The organism is Nitrospirota bacterium (assembly GCA_035873375.1).
Classification (GTDB): domain Bacteria; phylum Nitrospirota; class Thermodesulfovibrionia; order Thermodesulfovibrionales; family JdFR-85; genus BMS3Bbin07.
In genome coordinates this window covers 26,325-45,305 of the sequence record JAYWMQ010000026.1, presented here as the reverse complement: position 1 = coordinate 45,305, position 18,981 = coordinate 26,325, and the positions used below count along the sequence as shown (strand labels likewise).

General features: G+C 47.0%; 16 protein-coding genes, 1 tRNA gene and 2 pseudogenes. 7 read left to right on the top strand and 12 right to left on the bottom strand.

The window, feature by feature from the left end:
- Positions 1 to 380: 380 nt before the first annotated feature.
- The 3 genes and pseudogenes from VST71_05810 (at position 381) to VST71_05800 (ending at position 1,028) form a co-directional block, all read left to right on the top strand.
- Positions 381 to 575: a DUF2281 domain-containing protein gene (locus VST71_05810; protein MEC4685227.1), complete on the top strand. Its 195-nt coding sequence runs from the start codon at positions 381 to 383 to the stop codon at positions 573 to 575.
- Positions 560 to 904: pseudogene (locus VST71_05805) on the top strand (type II toxin-antitoxin system PemK/MazF family toxin). The gene VST71_05810 and the pseudogene VST71_05805 overlap by 16 nt, the downstream one beginning before the upstream one ends.
- A 31-nt stretch (positions 905 to 935) precedes the next feature.
- A pseudogene (locus VST71_05800) lies at positions 936 to 1,028 on the top strand (addiction module antidote protein, HigA family).
- A 154-nt stretch (positions 1,029 to 1,182) separates the two neighbouring features.
- Here VST71_05800 and VST71_05795 read toward each other — a convergent pair.
- On the bottom strand, positions 1,183 to 2,073 hold the full coding sequence (locus VST71_05795; GenBank protein ID MEC4685226.1) for an SEC-C metal-binding domain-containing protein: 891 nt from the start codon (positions 2,071 to 2,073) through the stop codon (positions 1,183 to 1,185).
- Between the two features lie 261 nt (positions 2,074 to 2,334).
- On the opposite strand from VST71_05795, the gene VST71_05790 reads away from it, so the two are divergent.
- Positions 2,335 to 2,422, top strand: a tRNA-Leu gene (locus tag VST71_05790).
- A 42-nt stretch (positions 2,423 to 2,464) separates the two neighbouring features.
- Here the strand turns inward: VST71_05790 and VST71_05785 are convergent.
- The 3 genes from VST71_05785 to VST71_05775 are packed head-to-tail and all read right to left on the bottom strand — an operon-like array spanning position 2,465 to position 6,735.
- A complete protein-coding gene (locus VST71_05785) occupies positions 2,465 to 4,162 on the bottom strand; it encodes a GspE/PulE family protein (protein ID MEC4685225.1) in 1,698 nt (565 codons plus the stop codon).
- The gene (locus VST71_05780) at positions 4,152 to 5,864 is read right to left on the bottom strand and encodes an AAA family ATPase (protein ID MEC4685224.1); all 1,713 of its coding nucleotides are present in this window, start codon (positions 5,862 to 5,864) and stop codon (positions 4,152 to 4,154) included. Before VST71_05780 ends, VST71_05785 begins: the two co-directional genes overlap by 11 nt.
- Before the next feature lies 1 nt (position 5,865).
- Positions 5,866 to 6,735: a DMT family transporter gene (locus VST71_05775; protein ID MEC4685223.1), complete on the bottom strand. Its 870-nt coding sequence runs from the start codon at positions 6,733 to 6,735 to the stop codon at positions 5,866 to 5,868.
- Between the two features lie 58 nt (positions 6,736 to 6,793).
- Between VST71_05775 and rfaE1 the strand changes: the two genes are divergently transcribed.
- Positions 6,794 to 7,765 (top strand): D-glycero-beta-D-manno-heptose-7-phosphate kinase, encoded by a 972-nt coding sequence (gene rfaE1 / locus VST71_05770; GenBank protein ID MEC4685222.1) that lies wholly within the window; start codon positions 6,794 to 6,796, stop codon positions 7,763 to 7,765.
- A gap of 12 nt (positions 7,766 to 7,777) precedes the next feature.
- Positions 7,778 to 8,866 (top strand): hypothetical protein, encoded by a 1,089-nt coding sequence (locus VST71_05765; GenBank protein ID MEC4685221.1) that lies wholly within the window; start codon positions 7,778 to 7,780, stop codon positions 8,864 to 8,866.
- A gap of 5 nt (positions 8,867 to 8,871) precedes the next feature.
- Here VST71_05765 and VST71_05760 read toward each other — a convergent pair whose 3' ends face one another.
- The 3 genes from VST71_05760 to VST71_05750 form a co-directional block, all read right to left on the bottom strand.
- The gene (locus tag VST71_05760) at positions 8,872 to 9,597 is read right to left on the bottom strand and encodes a cytochrome c biogenesis protein CcdA (protein ID MEC4685220.1); all 726 of its coding nucleotides are present in this window, start codon (positions 9,595 to 9,597) and stop codon (positions 8,872 to 8,874) included.
- Positions 9,594 to 10,076 carry a MogA/MoaB family molybdenum cofactor biosynthesis protein gene (locus VST71_05755; protein ID MEC4685219.1) on the bottom strand — a complete coding sequence of 161 codons (483 nt, stop codon included), beginning with the start codon at positions 10,074 to 10,076 and terminating at the stop codon, positions 9,594 to 9,596. Before VST71_05755 ends, VST71_05760 begins: the two co-directional genes overlap by 4 nt.
- A 69-nt stretch (positions 10,077 to 10,145) precedes the next feature.
- The gene (locus VST71_05750; GenBank protein ID MEC4685218.1) at positions 10,146 to 10,586 is read right to left on the bottom strand and encodes an MOSC domain-containing protein; all 441 of its coding nucleotides are present in this window, start codon (positions 10,584 to 10,586) and stop codon (positions 10,146 to 10,148) included.
- A gap of 117 nt (positions 10,587 to 10,703) precedes the next feature.
- Between VST71_05750 and VST71_05745 the strand changes: the two genes are divergently transcribed.
- Positions 10,704 to 11,054, top strand: coding sequence for a hypothetical protein (locus tag VST71_05745; GenBank protein MEC4685217.1), 351 nt, complete (start codon positions 10,704 to 10,706; stop codon positions 11,052 to 11,054).
- Between the two features lie 114 nt (positions 11,055 to 11,168).
- Here the strand turns inward: VST71_05745 and eno are convergent, their stop codons facing one another.
- From eno to glyS, 5 genes are all read right to left on the bottom strand, one after another.
- Positions 11,169 to 12,446: a phosphopyruvate hydratase gene (eno, locus tag VST71_05740; protein ID MEC4685216.1), complete on the bottom strand. Its 1,278-nt coding sequence runs from the start codon at positions 12,444 to 12,446 to the stop codon at positions 11,169 to 11,171.
- Between the two features lie 63 nt (positions 12,447 to 12,509).
- Positions 12,510 to 13,898: a hypothetical protein gene (locus VST71_05735; GenBank protein MEC4685215.1), complete on the bottom strand. Its 1,389-nt coding sequence runs from the start codon at positions 13,896 to 13,898 to the stop codon at positions 12,510 to 12,512.
- Between the two features lie 8 nt (positions 13,899 to 13,906).
- A complete protein-coding gene (gene lpdA / locus VST71_05730; protein MEC4685214.1) occupies positions 13,907 to 15,295 on the bottom strand; it encodes a dihydrolipoyl dehydrogenase in 1,389 nt (462 codons plus the stop codon).
- Positions 15,292 to 15,681, bottom strand: coding sequence for a glycine cleavage system protein GcvH (gene gcvH / locus VST71_05725; GenBank protein MEC4685213.1), 390 nt, complete (start codon positions 15,679 to 15,681; stop codon positions 15,292 to 15,294). The genes lpdA and gcvH overlap by 4 nt, the downstream gene beginning before the upstream one ends.
- A gap of 161 nt (positions 15,682 to 15,842) precedes the next feature.
- Positions 15,843 to 18,863: a glycine--tRNA ligase subunit beta gene (gene glyS, locus VST71_05720; protein ID MEC4685212.1), complete on the bottom strand. Its 3,021-nt coding sequence runs from the start codon at positions 18,861 to 18,863 to the stop codon at positions 15,843 to 15,845.
- Positions 18,864 to 18,981: the final 118 nt, after the last annotated feature.

The following is an 18,981-nucleotide window of genomic DNA, read 5'->3' as shown; positions in this document are numbered from 1 at the left end:
TAAATGCTCTTTTGAACCCCGTATCTCTTTTCTTAATTGACGGAATCCTTCAATCCTGTTAATATTAAACTGCATTCTGAAACCTCCTGTTTAAGATTTTGTTTGGGTTAGCGCCTATATCTTAACAGGAGGTTTCTTTTTCTTAATAGCTATTAATTTCCTATCTCCTATACTAAAATGGGAGAGTCTAACCTGTCCCATTTTTAGTATATAACGTTGTTGACTACGTTGACTTATTGCTTTTTCCCTATTTAGCAACAATTTCTCTAAAGTTTTCAATTGCTTCTCATCCATGCTGAACGCATACAAGTCCGTTGAGCCGTGTTATTATCTGTTTTAATTTGTTATAATTTAACATATCCCAAAAAGGAGAAGAACTCATGAGCAAAAAAGAGCTGCTTTTAAACGAAATAGAACAGGTTCCAGAGCCGTTACTTGACGAGGTATTGGACTTTATCCACTTCTTAAAAACAAAGATCGTTCGTGAACGGCTGGATACCGCCATTGCCAGTGAAACATCTCTCAGAAAAGATTGGATGAAACCAGAGGAAGACGAGGCTTGGCAAGATTTGTAAAAGGTGACGTAGTTGTTGTTCCTTTTCCTTTCTCTGACTTAACCCAAGCCAAAAGACGCCCTGCCTTAATTATTTCAAATTTAGATGGTAACAACCTGATTCTTTGCCAGATAACCAGTCAATCCAAGTCAATCCATTAAAGACAATTATGCAATTCCACTTATCGATCAAGATTTTACCAAAAGCAGTCTAAAACAGCAGAGTAACATAAGACCAATCGCATATTCACAGCTGATAAACATATCGTCCTCTATAAAGTTGGAGGTCTTAAGGTAGAAAAACTCAACGAGGTTATTGAAAAAATAGTTGAGATTATCCGAAAGGGATAAATTGCTGCAGTCCCGGAAAGGAGTTAAGGGCATGAGGTATTTAAAAAATATTCATCCAGGAGAAGTTCTCAGAGAAGAGTTCCTGGTTCCGATGGGCATATCTGTCTATCGTCTGTCAAAAGAGGCAGAGAATTGAGAATTAAAATTAGAAATGAAGCCCATATTTTTGATCCTGCCCCTATAGGCACAAACAGCTTTAAAAAACATAAGAAAAATCATGCTTAGGCAAGAACCTTACCGGACAACGCTGACTTTCTTTGATGTATTGACCCCTGAAATCAGCCACAGCATTTTTTGTATTTCTTTCCACTGCCGCAAGGACAGGGCTCGTTCCGGCCAACCTTGGGTTTATTGTAAACAAACGGCACTGGCCCTGAAGAGGAAATCTCTCCTTCCTCTTTCTCCCTTGCCAGTTTCCTGTCTTCCTGCTCCCACCGTTCCTGCCTCGTAGAAATTTCATTTTCATCATAAAAATACAACCAATCCAGGGTATAATGCCATAAATTTTTTTCCGGTACAGCAAAAGCCTTTTCCACATCATTTTCATAGAAGACTGCTGGATAATACGCGTCTTTTTCGTTCAGTTCCTTCTCCATTCCGGCAAATAAAAAAAGGGATTCTCTCAAGTCCTCTCTTTTAAAGTCCAAAAGCACATTACCCACAAATTGTCTCGTGTCTCTTTCTTCTTCTTTGTCTTCAAAAATGGAACTTAAAAACATAAAAACCTCTTCCTCAATTTCAGGGTTCGCAATAGTGACTGCTGCAAGACTCTCCATAGCCGATACTCTTGTATACCAGTCGGAAGTCTTATCCTTTGATATCAGCTTCAACCCATCCATAGCCTGCACACCGACCTTGCCGAAGATTGACGGCAGTCTCTCTGCAACCCAATCGCAATCATATGCAATTGCAAACCGAAGGGCCTTAAGAAGCGGCAGAACACTCTCTTTACCTCCGATAGCACCAAGAATAAACGTAGCATGCACAACAGACCACCACTCAGGTAACTCTTTATTCCACGAGTAGCCGTTGGATACAATTCCGGATAGCGGCTTGATCATCTGCTCCCCACGCCTCAAAAACTCATCCACAGCATCCATAGGCAAACGGTCCTCTTCAGTAAATAAAAGGGAGACCAGACCTTCGTCATCCAATTCCTGATACTCCATAATACGTGCCCTCCTTAATAAAAAAAACAACTTGATTATAGCTACAAATTAACACGAATTGTCACAAATAATTGAACCACTGGAATATGGAGCATCCTGTTTTAACTGTCACCCTTGAAATAAATTCAGGCAGGAATTAGAGACACTGAAAGCGTTCGACAGTTATAAGCAGATTCTATTTTCAGGTATTTACTCCTTACAGGACTTTATGATACTATATGAAACTTTATAACTGTTTGTTTTTTAAGAAAATCCTTGCTTGCCGGAGTGGCGGAATTGGTAGACGCAAGGGACTTAAAATCCCTCGGGGCATAGCTCCGTGCCGGTTCAAATCCGGCCTCCGGCACCATTATACTAACAGCTTCATTAATTTATGCTGTTGTGACCGCAATCAGATAACCCTGACAACCTCTTCATAGCTGGTCAGCCCTTCAGCGGCCTTTATCAGTCCGTCCTGCCGGAAAGTACGGTACTGCTGTTTCTCCGCTACCTTTTTTAGTTCATTTGGCTGCACTTTGGCCAGAATGGCCTCACGAAGCTCCTTGGATGGAACAAACAGTTCAAACAATGCAATCCGGTGATTATACCCGGTCAGACCGCAGGCTGGGCAACCCCGGCTCCGGAAGAGCCTTGGCCTCTGGGTACCGGTAAGGGCCTGAATTTCCTCTGCCAGCTCAGCCGGGGGCTCGTAATCCTCGATACATTCCTGACAGAGCCGCCTGATAAGCCGCTGACCAAGGACGGCGGTCAGGGATGAAAAAAGCATAAAGGGAGGCACGTCCATATCCATTATCAGCGAGATGGCTCCGATGGTATCATTGCACAGGAATCGGCCAAGGACAAGGGTCTTTGAAAGGGATGCATGCAGGGTAGATACAACCGCCTCACGAGTCATCATCTCCCCGGCCATAAGCACATCCATGTCCTGACGCAGAAGGGACTGCAAGCCTTTCTCATAGCTATACCCGAATTTTTCGTTAGGTTGCCCCTGGTTGATTCCGGACAATTTGTTCTTTATTGTTCGCTCAAAGGTGAAAATTGATTTTTCCGGACTTTTAAGGTAGTTCAAGGCTGCATAGATGGTGGAGCTCTTCCCGCTGTCCGAGGGGCCTGTAACCAGTATGAATCCCCTTGGACTTGCAAGCAGTTTTTTGAAACCATCCAGGGTCTCAGGTGTAAACCCAAGTTTTTCAAGCTGTAGTTCTTCCTTTGAAAATGGCTGCTGGAAGGTCAGGACCATGCGTTCTCCATGCAGTGACGGAATAGTTGCTGCATCAATATCATAATACTGGCCCTTTGATTTGGCCCTGAAAAACCCCTCAGCCGGAATAAAACGCTTGAGGATGTCTATGGAGCTGAGGATTTTTAAACGGTTTATAACATTATGTTGCAGATTGGCCGGGGGGTTCACCAGAAGTTTCAATTTCCCGTCAATGCGGAGGTATATCTCATAGGAATCCTCCCGGGGTTCAATATGTATATGAGTGGCTTCCTGCTCAATTGCCGCAAGAATGACTGCATTGACCAGCTTGATCACAGGCGCTTCCTCTGCGGATTCAAGTGCATCTTCAAGGTCCTCTTCTATGATGCCGGTGTTTCCCTTTATAATCTCCAGATCTTCTGTCTCGTTCACTTTCAGTGACTCTTCCCAACTGACGGGTTTCTGAAACAGTTCCTCTATTTTACGTTCCAGCGATGTGATGGACGTAACCACCGGTGCGATCTTGAGGCCGGTAATATAAGAGAGGTCGTCCATAAGCAGCAGATCCCTGGGGCTTGCCGTGGCCACTGTAAGAGATTTGCCATCTACAGAGATGGGGAGGACCTGATATTTTCTTATTACCTTTTCCGGAATCGTGGCAAGCAGCTCCGGAGAAGGATTATAGTTTTCCAGATTGATCGAGGGGATATCGAGCTGCCGGCCGAGCAGGTAATCAAGGTCTTCCTCTGAAAGGAGTTCCATCTTGAGAAGGGTAGCGCCCAACCGTTCACCCGTGTTTTTCTGTTCCTGCAAAGCCCTGTCAAGATCTTCCTGTGACAAAATATTGAGATCAACCAACAACTCACCAATCTTTTGCTTATTCTTCATTTATGTTCCCTCCTGAATTTGAACGGCTTGATCCTTTCGCACGTCTCTCAGAGGCCGCTATGACACCTTGCGAGTCGGTTAGCCATTTAATCGTCTTCTGATAAATTGCTCCAAACTGGGAATGGATGTTCGACAGACAAATCTGAAGTTCATTAAAAAAAGAGTCGAATTGAGTCTGGACTTCAGAGAGGTCAATACGGTTTAAATCCGGTTTATGCAGAAGCAAAGGGATTCCCCTCTGAAAAAGCTTTGTCCGGATCACCGTGAGCGGGAGAGTTGCGGTCACAATCAACGGCATATGTGCATAGTCTCTCTGTATTCTGTCAAGGGCGTCTTTACCCGCTGAGTCCTCACTCCCCCCCTTGGCAAAAAAGAAGGAGGAATCGGCCACCAGAACGTGAAGACCCAGGTCGCTGGAACTTTCAAGGGTTTTAAAAAGTCCTTCAAGGGTAGAGAGTACAACAGTATTTATTCCCGCCTCCCGGTATTTATCTTCGAGCCTGACCCTCATCCGTGCATTCTTCTCAAGCACAAGGACAGTCATGGGAAGGGGCCGTCCCTGCCGGCTATCCACGTCCTGAACAGGCATCTCTTCAGTCCGGGGTTTCCCGTTACCTTCCAAATCCTTCTCCCCTGAATGAATGTCCCCGGGTTCCTCTCCACTTCGTGTATCCTGATCAGCACCGACAATGCCGGAGGCAACAGCGGCTGTCTCATACTGATAACCGTCTTCTGCGTTTCCATTATTAAAAAGATCGGCTATCACCTCTTTAAACAGGGACATTGTTACCACCTTCTTCTCCGAAAAATACCCATACAAGAGGACAGCATCACAGATCATGTTGATCAGCCTGGGTATTCCCCTTGAAAAATGACTAATCTCGCTGAGCACATCCTCGGGAAAGACCGTAACATCCGTGCAACCGGCAGTGGCCAGCCTGTGATGGATATATTTCGGGATATCTTCATCAGAAAGTTTTTTGAGATAATAGGGTTTGGTGATGTTATCCCTGCAGTCAAGATTGCTCAGGGAATCAATGTTCTCCTGCAACTTGGGCAAACCTGCCAGAATGACCCTGACAAGGTGGCGTCCGTCAACCTCAAGCCTGGATAGCAGACAGGCTTCATCAAGTGCATCCTCATCCAGATCCTGGGCTTCGTCAATTACTAAAAAAACCTCCCTGCCCTCCCGGAGCAAATTACCCAGGTGCTCTTTTATCTCTGAACGCAGGGAATCAACATCGGTCTGTCCGGAATCTATTCCCATCTCAAGAAGGATCATCTGCAGGAGCCGGACACGGTCATTGCCGCTATAGAAAATCTGTACAAGGTTGACTTCCGGTCCAAGGGTCTTGAGAAAAGTCCTCAACAGGACCGTTTTGCCGGTACCGATATCACCGGTAAAAATGATTGGGTTGGAGTTTTTTTCAGCTTCTGCGGTCAGATATGCCAGGGCGTCCCTATGATATGAACTGAGATAAAGATACCCTGGATCCGGAACGGGATTAAAGGGTCTGTCCTTGAGACCGTAGAATTTTTTATACATGGCAAAACCCTGTTTTCTAAAGTAGTGGGCCCCTGCTTTTAGCGCGGAATCCCTGAAAAGGCATCCGATGTCATGCTTTTCACCTCTCTGGTTACTATAGCAACCTACCCTGTTTTTGTCAAGGAAACAGGGCGAAAAGTGGCCCTTTACAGGCAATTTACCCTGCAAACATCAGTGCAGCACCAGACAACCTTTCCCTGATGTTCCTTTCCCTGATGTTCCTTTCCCTGAAAAAGATAAATCCGTAGATGCTGCCTATAAGGAGGCTCGAACGTTTTATGGCAATCATGTAAGCTACCCTGGCAAGACTCATTGCCAGCATATGGGAAACGATCATTGCCGAGTAGAAGAGCCCCGGAAGTATTGCACTTCTAATATCTCTTCTGAGCACCCTGACAACAGAGCGATCATTGCGATTGATACAGACGAGGGGGGTAAAACATAAGGTTACAACAATAAAATAGGTGGATCCAAAAAATAATGGTGATGAATGCTCTATGGCGAGCTTGCCAAGTGACGAGGTTATGCTGTATATCATTGCCACGATAATCATATAAACAGAGCCCTTCTCCCTTGCAATTGCCTTGATGGGTGCAAAAAATCCCTTTCTGACGGAGGTGATATTCAGGGAATACCCGCCTGTTGCTATGAGGATGATACCCGCGGCACCTTTTAAGGAAACACTCTCGCCGACAATCACCCTGGAGAAGACAATCAGGAATATCGGGGTCAGGGAAAGGAATGGCAAGGTGAGAGACATGGGGGATATCCTCAATGCCTTGATATAGAGGGTAAGGGCAAGTATCTCGAGGGGAATGGCACAGATGAAAGAGAGATAGAATGTCCTGTCAAGTTCAGGAACGGGGATGAAGAGAAGAAGCAACACAAGGGGCGGCAGGGAGAAGACGAGACGGAGCCAGGCCACGAGATATTCGTTATCAAGCCTCAACGCCTTTTTGGTCAGAGCGTCACTCGTTGCCAGGGAGAAGGCAGAAATAAAAGAGAGAAGGACCCAGGGTTTTTCCATTATTTTTTGCACGAACTACACTGTTTGATGTAAAATTATACATCATCAGGGCTTCATTATGAGATATAACGGCATCTTTAAAAACTTCAGAAAGAAAAATATCCTCGTCGTTGGCGACATTATCCTTGACCACTACATCTGGGGACTCGTTGAGAGGATATCCCCGGAGGCACCTGTGCCGGTAATTGATGTAAAGGATGAGAATTACACACTCGGGGGTGCTGCAAATGTTGCCGCCAACATAGTGGCCCTTGGTGGAAAGGCAACAGTCGTCGGGGTAAGAGGCAATGACGTATCAGGAGAGGTTCTCCACTCCCTGCTCAGTGACCACGGGATTGATACCTCCGGCCTCTTCAGCGGAAAGAGGCCGACAACTATCAAGACCCGTGTTATTGCACACAGCCAGCAGGTGGTCAGGTTTGACAGGGAGGACAGGAGGAGGCTGGACGAAAGGCTTTTTAAAAAGATAAAAGACTTTCTCTCTTCCGGCAGGGACAAATGGGATGCACTTATAATCTCAGATTACAAAAAAGGGGTTATATCCGAAAAGATGATGAGTTTTGTTGCAAGGGAATTCAAAAAGAGAGGCACCTATGTGTCTGTGGACCCGAAGGTTGGCCATTTCAACTTCTATAAAGGCGTCTCTCTTATCACCCCGAATACAAAAGAGGCCTCGGAAGGAACGGGGATAGAGATAAAGGACGAAAAATCTCTTCAGAAGGCAGGGAAAACCCTTCTCAGGGAATTACGGTGTGACTCGGTCCTGATTACGCGTGGAGAGCATGGAATGACCCTCTTTGAGAAAGGTTCTGCAATAAACCACATCCCCACTGCTGCAAAGGGGGCATTTGACGTCACCGGGGCAGGCGATACAGTAATTGCAACAATTACCCTTGCCCATGTATCAGGGGCTGACCTGAAAGACGCAGCTATAATTTCAAACCATGCAGCCGGGATAGTTGTAGGTCAGGTGGGCACTGCAACTGCAACGCCGGAGCAGATAATGCTATCAATAAAGGATGAAGTCTGACCGGGAAGACAGATGGAAACAGATAAAGAGAAAAAAAGCCTGAAAATATATGGAACCGGAAAGGCAAAGGCAGTTGCACTGCTTTCAGGAGGGCTTGACAGCACACTCGCCATCCTTGTTCTCCTGAGACAGGGAATTGACGTAACCGCCATTACCTTCCTGACCCACTTCGGGTGTGATATAACGGACAGCTCATCCTGCTCCCATAACCCCATGCCCGTTGCAAAAGAGTTCGGGTTTAAGGTCAAGCTCTCGCACCTTGCCGACAAATTCATTGAGATAGTAAAAAACCCGGGGTTTGGACATGGCAAAAATATGAATCCGTGTATTGATTGCAGGATATTGATGTTAAGAGAGGCAAAGGTATTTATGGACCTCATCGGTGCCGACTTCCTTGTTACCGGAGAAGTCCTTGGCCAGAGGCCCATGAGCCAGAGAAAGGAATGTTTCCCGCTCGTGGACAGAGAGGCTGGTGTGGAGGGCCTTGTACTGAGGCCCCTGAGCGCAAAGCTGCTTCCACCAACCATGGCAGAGTTGAAAGGACTTGTGGACAGAAAAGGTCTCCATGACTTTAAGGGAAGGACCCGCAGGCCGCAGATGAACCTTGCAGCCGAGCTTGGACTTACAGACTATCCCTCGCCGGCAGGGGGGTGTCTGCTGACTGAGCCTTCCTATGCCTGCAGGCTCAGGGACCTCCTCAAGTATAACTCCGCTCCCGAGCTCAAGGAGTTACACCTCCTGAGAGTGGGCAGGCATTTCAGGACATCCCCTGAATGCAAAATCATAGTCGGTCGTAATGAGGCGGAGAATGAAAAGATCATCGCCCTCGCCTCTTCAGAAGATACACTGATGAGTGTGGAGGGCATTGGAAGTCCGACAACCATTATCACCGGCATGGCTTCTGACAATGAGATTATGACCGCTGCATCATTGACTGCAAGATATTCTGATGCAAGACACCTCTCCCGGGTGGAAGTGACAATATCAACTCTGAAAGGAACTTCATACAAATTGATGTGCTCCCCAGCCACAGATGACGTGATCGAGGGGTGCAGGGTTGTGGATAACAAGAGCGCAAAGGCTTACAGGCTGGCAAGCTGACAGGCTTAAAGCGAAAAACCAAAGTTCGGCACCAGCCCGGCCAGGCCCCTTACCCTGTTGGAAAGAAGCAGGATTCCAAATACTATAAGTAGCAGCCCGCTTATAATCATAATGACCCTCATATATCTCAGAAGCCACCTCGAATAACTCAGAAAGGTATTTAATGCAAGGGCAGAGAGGAAAAATGGAACGGCAAGTCCAAGGGAATAGACTGACAGGAGCTTGAGCCCATAGATGGCCGAGCCCTTGGCACTTGCATACAGGAGTATGCTTCCGAGTATGGGCCCTATGCAGGGAGTCCAGCCAGCCACAAAGGCCATTCCCAAAAGAAATGTCCCGATATATCCGGCAGGTTTTCCGCTTAAATGGAATTTCCTCTCCCTCATAAGGAAATCAAGCCTTAAAAAACCGGCAATAAAGAGACCGAAGATAATTACGATGATGCCCCCGATTATCCTTATCCAGTCCTGATACTGAAAGAGAATCTGTCCTACTGCAGATGAAGATGCCCCGAGCAGGATAAAGACAAAGGAGAACCCGAGGATAAAGGCAAGGGAGTTCGTCATTGTGAGAAAGCGGATACGGGCCCTGTCCGCCTTACCGGTCAGGTCCTCAAAAGAGATACCCGTTATGAATGACACGTATGAAGGAACCAGCGGCAAGACACATGGTGATACAAAAGAGAGAAAACCTGCAAAAAAGGCAAGTGAATAGGAAATATCGGTCTTCATCCAGCACACTCCTTTTCTGAACCTTTCAGCTTTTCAATTGCATGGGGGATAACATCAAGAATAACCTCAATGCCCTCTCTCACTGCCCTGGGACTGCCGGGAAGGTTGATTATGAGACATTCACCCCTTGCACCTGCCACAGCCCTTGAGAGCATGGCCCTCGGGGTCTTCTTCAAACCCTCATATCTCATCGCCTCTGCAATGCCGGGAACTTCACGGTCTATAACCTCAAGAGTCACATCAGGGGTAATATCCCTGGGGCTGAGACCGGTACCGCCATTTGTAACAATAAGGTCAACCTTCCCTGACAGGTTGATTAACCGCTCTTTCAAAATATCCCTGTCATCAGGGATGACCTCATACTGCACTACCTCTATCCGGGCCTGCCCGAGTATCTCGCGCAGTATCCTGCCGCTTTCATCCACCCTTTCCCCCCTTGAACCCTTGTCACTAAGTGTAAGTATTGCTGCCCTGAACATTCAACCCCCCGGCAATTCCATGGTGAATTTAAGATCATTTATCATTTATCATTTATCATTTATCAATAGTCAATAGTCAATCGAAACGCTATCGCCAATCCTTATTTTACCACCCCTTACCACCCTTGCAAAAATCCCCTCTTCCGGCATGACACAACAACCGGCCTGATAATAAATGGCACAACGGCTATGACAGGTCTTTCCTATCTGCGTTACTTCAAGCTCTACAGAACCCCCGACATCTATCCTGGTACTGACGGTCAGGTTCTTTAGGTCTATTCCCTCTGTTGTTATGTTTTCAGCAAAATCACCTGGCCCCACATCAGCCCCTGACTCTTTCATCTTTATTATGCTTTCCATGGCAAGAAGACTTACCTGCCTGTGCCAGGCAGAGGAGGCGTGGGCATCTCCTTCTATCCCGAAGTCTTCCTTGATAAAGACCTCTTCAACGGTCTCTTTTCTGACACCCTTGTGCCTGCTTATATTAATTGCTGCAACTCTGCCATTCATTTTAATGCCTTACAGCAAACAATCATGATTAAGGATAACATAGCATTTCCGCATGAGACAAGGGTGCTGAAAATATGTTAAACTTATAGATGTTGAGTGCTGAATTTTTGTCAATAAATGAACGGAAAGGACATTGATATGCCTGATTACAAGGATTTCTCAAAAGATGAAGAAAAGATATATGATATAGAGATCGGCAAACTGATAAAAAGGCTTCAGAGCGGCCAGTCCCTGAGTGAGGCCTGCAGTGCCATTGATGCCGTGGATGAGGAACTGAAGCAGGTTATTGCTGACGATGTCTTAAAGATAGTTATAGCCGAGCTTCACTACAATCAGGGCATGAACTTTGAACAGGTTGCTCAGAGACTTAAAATAAGCGTAGAAGAGATAGAAGAGATAAACAAGCAAATGATTGAAGACGTAATGCTCACGGTAAAGAACAAGAACAGCACCTCCGGAACTGCCTGACTTCAAGACCAGGCGCTGTCATTATTCAGAATCCAGCAACAAAAGACCCTCCAGGCCTGCAAAGACACATCCATCAGCAGACCTGGTTACCGATACTTTTGCTATTTGAATATATTACCCGAGATTGTACAATGCCGAGAGCCCCGGATACACCGCAATGCCGTCCAGTTCCTCCTCGATTCTCAGCAGCCTGTTATACTTGGCAACCCGTTCACTCCTTGCAAGAGACCCCGTCTTTATAAAACCTGTATTACACCCGACTGCAAGGTCTGCAATCGTAGTATCCTCAGTCTCGCCGGAGCGGTGCGAGATCACGGCTGTATATCCCGCGCGCTTGGCCATCTCAATGGCATCAAGTGTCTCTGTAAGAGTCCCAATCTGGTTTAATTTAATGAGCACTGAATTTGCAACCTTATCCTTTATTCCCCTTGAGATAATTCCGGTGTTTGTCACAAATATGTCGTCACCTACGAGCTGCACCTTGCTGCCGAGCCTTTTGGTCATCTCGATCCAGCCATCCCAGTCATTCTCGCCAAGTCCGTCCTCAATCGAGATTACAGGATAGCGCTGAATCACTTCTTCATAATAATCCACCATCTCCGAGGATGTGCATTTCTTATCCTCAAACCCGTATTTACCGTCTTCATAAAATTCCGATGCAGCAACATCAAGGGCGAGATAAATATCCCTGCCCGGGGTATAGCCTGCCTTCTCTATTGCCTCAATAATCAGGGCAAGTGCCTCTTCATTTGTTTTAAGGTCAGGTGCAAAGCCGCCTTCATCACCAACTGCGGTGTTCAGCCCCTTTGCCCTGAGTATCTGCTTTAATGTATGGAAGACTTCAGAGCCTGACCTGAGGGCCGAAGAGAAATCAACACATCCAGCGGGCACTATCATAAACTCCTGTATGTCAATATTATTATCCGCATGTGCCCCGCCATTCATGATATTCATCATCGGGACCGGGAGTTCCTTGGCATTGCATCCGCCCATGTATTTATAGAGTGAAAGGCCGAGCTCCTCTGCCGAGGCCTTACATACCGCAAGTGAGACACCAAGCATGGCATTTGCACCAAGATGGCTTTTATTCGCGGTTCCGTCAAGCTCAATGAGCAGCCCGTCAATGTAAACCTGATCCTCGGAATCAAGACCGATAATCCTCGGAGCTATCTCCTCAATTACATTATTTACAGCCACAGTCACACCCCTGCCATGGTAACGGCTGCTGTCACCATCACGCAACTCCAGGGCCTCCCTTTCGCCTGTTGAAGCACCGGAAGGGACTGCTGCCACGCCAAGGGCGCCAGAGGCAAGCACCACCTCGACCTCAATGGTTGGATTTCCCCTTGAATCCAGGATCTCTCTTGCATGAACATCAATGATTTCTCCCATTTCAACCTCCGTTATTTAATTTCCCAACCGTAATTTGACTCAAATACTCCAGGTTAAAAAACCTCAATCGGGCAGATACTGCTGCATTACCTCCTGCACCCTCTCCTCGTTAACGGGTTTATCCCGCAATTCAGACCTCTGGGATATAAGCCTCAGGGTCGTCTCAAGATAGACCCTGAACTTGTGAGCCTTTTCAAACACCTTATGAACCCCGTAATTATCAAACACATCCGGGGTTATTGACATAAAGTCATTAAAGAATCTATGAAATTCCTCGTAGTCATCATATCTCAAAAGTCTGAAGCTGAGACTCTCAAAATAGAGCATATAATCCTTTAGTGATTCAAGTATCTTTTTTCTCTTTACGCTATCTTCAATGCTGCCTTCAAAAATCTCAAAAAACCTGCATAGTATATAAACATCATCCCTCAACCTCAAGGACTGTTCAACCCTTGTCTCAAAACTCGGGAATATCTCTTCTCCCCTGATATCAGGAGAAAAATGCTGGGCAAGTTGAACTATACATTGCTCGGTCAGGTTGCGGAATATTCCATGACAGTTCTCCATCCTTCCCATCACCTGATTTGAGGCATTTCTCAGCAACACATCCTTGAGTTCCTGTGCATAGACCCTCTTTGACTCCATGGAAAACTGAAATGCTATTGATTGAAGGACATCCCTCAGGCCCTTGTCATCCACATCCTGCATCATGTCGTCGAGATAGCTCACAAAACTCCTGATCTCCGACCTCAGGAGGACGAGTATCAGGAACGCACAGCTAAGGGAAGTTGAACGATTGGGGGATAGCTCAATATGTCCCAGATAACGGAGGAACCTGAAAAGATAGATAAAGACCCCGGATATCTCTCTCTTATAACCTCTGTCCTTAAGAGATTTAACGATATCCTTTATCCTGGCGTTATCAATACTGTCAAATTCATGATCAACTCCCTTACTGAAAGGGTCGAACACACGGTTTTCCCTGATCTCCCTGCCGAGGATGTCACCAAAATTCTTATATCCTGAATAGGAAACCGTGTTGCTCTTCAGGAGGTCATTTATAATTACCTTCAGATTAATAAAAGAGTCATAAAGGAGGAAAAGGGATTTTTCGGGCTTGTCCTGCTTATTGAGGCTTTCCCTTAAAAGATCCCTTTTACGGTCGGAGAGGAACTTCTGTTCGGCAAACTTCTGAAACCAGAAGGCATTCTTCTTACTTTCGGGTATGATAACCTCAAGGATCCCCAGCACCCTCAAAATAACGTCTCTCACGGAAGACAGTTCGGGAAAAAAGTTTCGTGCACCGTAGCGCTGTTCACTAACCGGCAGGTTCTCCGGATTAAATGCCCTGTCAAGGGCACGCAAAAGAAGGTTAATCTCGGAAAAAAGCGCTTTCTCCTTTTCCCTGACCTCAGCAAACCAGTCAGATGATTTACCCTCTTCTATCATCATCCACTACCCTATTTAGGCCTGGGAACATGTATGGCTTCTCCATGGACATCTTCAGCAGCCTCCATAAGCCCTTCCGACAGGGTAGGATGGGCGTGTATTGTATCTGCAATATCCCTGACCTTCAGTCCCGCCTTTATGGCAACTGCCGCTTCATGGATAAGATCAGAGGCATGGGGTCCGATGATATGAACTCCCAGTAGTCTGTCTGTATCCTTATCTGCAATAACCTTTACAAATCCGGATATCTCTCCCATGGCATGGGCCTTTCCAAGCGCCCTGAACTGAAAGTGACCTGTGATGTAATCTATCCCCTTCTCCGATGCCTGGTCCTCCCTGAGCCCGACGGAGGCAATCTCGGGTGATGTAAATATAGCAGCAGGAACTACGGAGTAATCAATCGTCTTCTCTATCCCGCAGGCATTATATGCCGCAACGGTTCCTTCCTTTGATGCCACATGGGCAAGAAGGATTCCCCCTGTGACATCTCCTATGGCATATATACCTTCAATATTTGTCTCCATATGCTCATTGACTTCTATCTCACCCCTGCTTCCCTTTTTGATGCCTATCGCTTCAAGTCCAATGCCTTCCGTATTGAGAGACCTCCCGATTGACACAAGCAGTTTTTCGGCCACGAGTTCCCTGCCGCCTGCAAGACCGACATGAATACCGTCATGGTGCCCCTCAACCCTCTCCACCTTCACTTCGGTCAGGAGTTTTATCTTTCTCTTCTTCAGTTCTTTCTCCAGCAGCCTGGCTATTTCAGGGTCCTCAGTGGAAATTGCGCCGGGCATCATCTCCACCATCGTGACCTCTGTGCCAAGCTCCCTGAATATGCAGGCAAACTCACACCCGATAACCCCGGCTCCCACAATGATCAGGCTCTTTGGTATGGATTTTATGTTCAGAGCATCATCACTTGAAAGGATATGTTCTCCGTCAAAAGGAAATATGGGTATCTGGGCAGGCTTTGAACCGGTTGCTATGATAATCCTGTCTGCCTCAACAATCTCCACAGAGCCGTCCTTCTTCTCTATCTCCACCTTCTCGGGTGTAAGGAGCATCCCCTTCCCCTCTATCAGGGTTACTCCCCAACTCCTGAAGAGTGAACGGATACCCTTCACCTGGGTTGAGACGATCTTGTCTTTCCTCTCCATAATCCTGGAAAGATTGGGAACAATCTCTCCAGAGACGTCCACCCCGAAGGCTTTAAGATTCTTCGCCTTGTGTATTGCTTCGGCCGAGGCCACCAGCGCCTTGGTAGGGATGCACCCCCTGTTCAGGCAAGTGCCGCCAACCTCTGTGTCCTCCACAACTATAACCTCTGCACCAAGCTGAGCTGCCTTTAAAGCTGCAACATAGCCTCCGGGACCTGCTCCAAGGACCAAAAGCCTCATTTTGCCTCCTCTTCAACGTACTTCTCATAATCAGCAGCGTCAAGCAGGTCATCAAGCTCAGAGGGATCTGTCAGCTCAAGCACCGCTATCCAGCCTTTACCGTAAGGGTCCTCGTTAATTATCTCGGGGGACTCCTCGAGGTCCTCGTTCACTTCAATTATTGTTCCCGACACAGGGGCTATTACCGAAGAAGTTGCCTTGGTAGACTCGATCTCTGAAAACTCCGAGTCCTTTGCTATCTCTGCATCAATTTCGGGAAGGTCGATATAAACAATATCCCCAAGGGCATCCTGTGCATAATCCGTTATCCCGACAGTCGCCTTTTTGCCGGAAACTTTGACCCACGTATGCTCCCTGTGGTATTTGAGATCATCCGGAAAGTTCATTTGCTGCCTCCTTCAAGTTTATTCTTTACCTGTAAGACAGGCTAAGCGATTGTTTTTCTTAGCACAGGTTTTTGCTCTTTGTCAACCAGTGCAGACTGCGAACAATTAATATTCAGGGTTCGGACAAAGCCCCGCTCCCCATATTATCGCAGGAAGCGGAATCACAATTCCTGCAATCTATAAATATCCATAAACCCTGAAGCTATACGGTTTATCATTGCAAGGAGGCATAGACGGTTCAGCCTTACACGTTCATCCTTGTCCATCACAAGGACATTATCAAAGAAATCATTTATCGGCCCTCTAAGACCGCCGATTAACAACAAGGCATTACGATAGTCAAATCCTTCAACACTCCCCTTTACCTCATCGGCTATCTCCCTGGCCCTCTGATAGAGCACCTTTTCCTCTTCGTGCATAAAAAGACCTTCATCAACCTCACCTGCAAGGGGCTCCCTGATACCCTTCAATATATTAAATACCCTTTTAAGGGCAATCAGCGTCTCATTATAAACCGGCTCCTTTTTAAACGACTCCACGGCATCCATTATCTCCTTCACCCTGACAAGGGGAAGGGTTTTTGCTTTCTCCACTACTGCCTGCACTGTATCGTGGGCGTAGCCTTCTGAAATAAAGAGGTGTTCAAGCCTCTGGAGGAAAAAGTCGAGCACCTCCTCTTTTAATGTATCAGCGTTGGCAAAGTCCGTCTTCCCGGGTTCCTCAAACACTATCTGCAGCAGCCCTGCAAGGTTTATGGCAAACCCCCTCTTTATCAAGAGAGATATAATGCCAAGCGCCTGCCTCCGCAGGGCAAACGGGTCCTCGGAACCACTCGGCTTCAGACCGATAGAGAAGAATGTCACCACGTTATCAATACGGTCAGCAATACTGAGGATTGCACCTGTGTCAGTAGACGGAAGGTCTCCCCCTGCATGAGTCGGAAGGTACTGCTCATAAATTGCCTCTGCAACCTCTGCATCTTCTCCCCAATGCAGTGCATAGTATTTTCCCATCAGTCCCTGAAGTTCCGGAAACTCCCTTACCACTCCGGTTATCAAATCAGACTTTGAAAGCAGTGCGGCCCTCTTTACCTTCTCTGATGCATGCGGCACAAGCACTGAGAGCCCGCTTGCCACCCTGCAAACCCTCTGCACCTTGTCGTAGAGGCTGCCAAGTTTTTCCTGAAAGGTAACCCGCTTTAATTCTTCCAGCCTGTCGCTGAGCGGCCTCTTCAGGTCATCCTCATAATAAAACCTTGCATCATCAAACCTTGCCCTTATAACCCGCTCCGCTCCGCTCCGGACAGCCCCTTCATTTTCCCGCCCTGTGTTACTGACAACCACAAACCGGTTCAACAGGGTTCCGTCACCACGCTCTACGGCAAAATATTTCTGATGGTCCCTCATAACCGTAATTAAAAGCTCTTTTGGAAGCGTCAGATACTCTTCGGAGAAGAGACATGGAACGGCATTCGGGTATTCCACGAGGAAGGTTACGGTCTCGATCAGCACCTCATCCTCAACCGCCCTGCCGCCGGTTGCCTCCGAAAGCCTGTTTACTGACTCCCTTATCTCTTCTCTCCTCCGCGCCTGGTCAACAACCACAAAACTCTCTTCAAGGAGACTTATATATTCATCTGCATTGTGAATCTCTATGGAACCCGGACTGAGGAACCTGTGCCCCCATGTCCTGTTGCCGCTCCGAAGTCCGTCTATCTCAAGGTCAACAACATCTCCGTCCATAACGGCAAGTATCCAGTGTACCGGCCTCACAAACCTGAAACTGCCATCACCCCACCTCATCGATTTCGGAAAGTGCAGGGAATGGGTGATTTTTTTAAGTATATCAGGAAGGAGGTCCCTTACGGGTCTCCCCTCCTTCTCAATTATTGCAACAACATATTCACCTTTTCCCTTTTTCTCAATCTTCAGGCTCTCCACATCAACCCCCTGGGAGACTGCAAAACCTGTGGCAGCCCTGGTCGGTGCCCCTTTTTCATCAAAGGCAACATTTTTTGGTGGACCAAAGACAACCTTCCTGACGCTGGCCTGCCTCTGAGGTAATCCCCTCAGTATAAGGCTCAACCTCCTTGGTGTGCCATAAACCTGAATCTCGCTGAATTCAATGGAGAGCCCGGTTAAGGCCTCCTCGCAGAGGTTTTTTAATTGAGAGATCATGCCGGGCAAAAACCTCGCCGGAATCTCCTCAGCCCCTATCTCAAAAACAAGGGACTGATGATCGGCGATTGACGATTGACTATTGATAATTGACAATTCTTCTTTTTCTTCAATCTTCGATTCCCCGTCCTCAATCTTCAATTGCCGGAGGGGAAACCCCATCTCCTCACGCTGCCTGAAATACGACTCTGCAACAACCTTCGCCAGTCCCCTGACCCTTGCCATGTACCCGGTCCTCTCAGTCACTGAAAAGGCCCCCCTTGCATCAAGGAGATTGAAGACATGGGAACACTTCAGACAGAATTCGTACGACGGAAGGACAAGGCCGTAATCGATCAACCTCTTTGACTCCTTCTCGTAATCATCAAAGAGCCTTCTCAAAAGGTCTATATCCGCATAATCGAAATTAAACTTCGAAAACTCCACCTCTTCCTGATGATGAAGCTCACCGTACCTTATCCCCTCAGCCCATTGAATATCGAAAACACTGTCAACCCCCTGAATATACATGGCGATTCTCTCAAGCCCATATGTAATCTCTACAGAAACCGGCCTGAGGTCAATACCTCCAACCTGCTGAAAGTACGTAAACTGAGTAATCTCCATTCCGTCAAGCCATACCTCCCAACCAAGTCCCCAGGCTCCGAGTGTGGGAGACTCCCAATCGTCTTCAACAAACCGGATGTCATGTTTCACGGGATCAAGCCCCAGTGCCCTGAGACTCTCAAGATAGATATCCTGGCTGTCAAGCGGTGATGGCTTTAATATGACCTGATACTGGTAGTAGTGTTGCAGCCTGTTGGGGTTTTCGCCATAACGCCCATCCGTAGGCCTGCGTGAGGGTTCAACATAAGCAACCCTCCACGGTTCCGGACCCAGGACACGCAGAAACGTTGCGGGATGGAAGGTCCCTGCCCCCACCTCAACATCATAGGGCTGAAGCAGGAGACAGCCCCTGTCAGCCCAGTATTTATTTAAATTCATTATTATTTCCTGAAAATACATGAGGTCACCAAAAGAATTTAAATATAATTCAAGTATATCTCTTTTGTCAATTTAATGGCATGGCCGGCATCCAGGATTTCAATGCTTTATATTTTTTGGCATAAACGTTATGTTATGC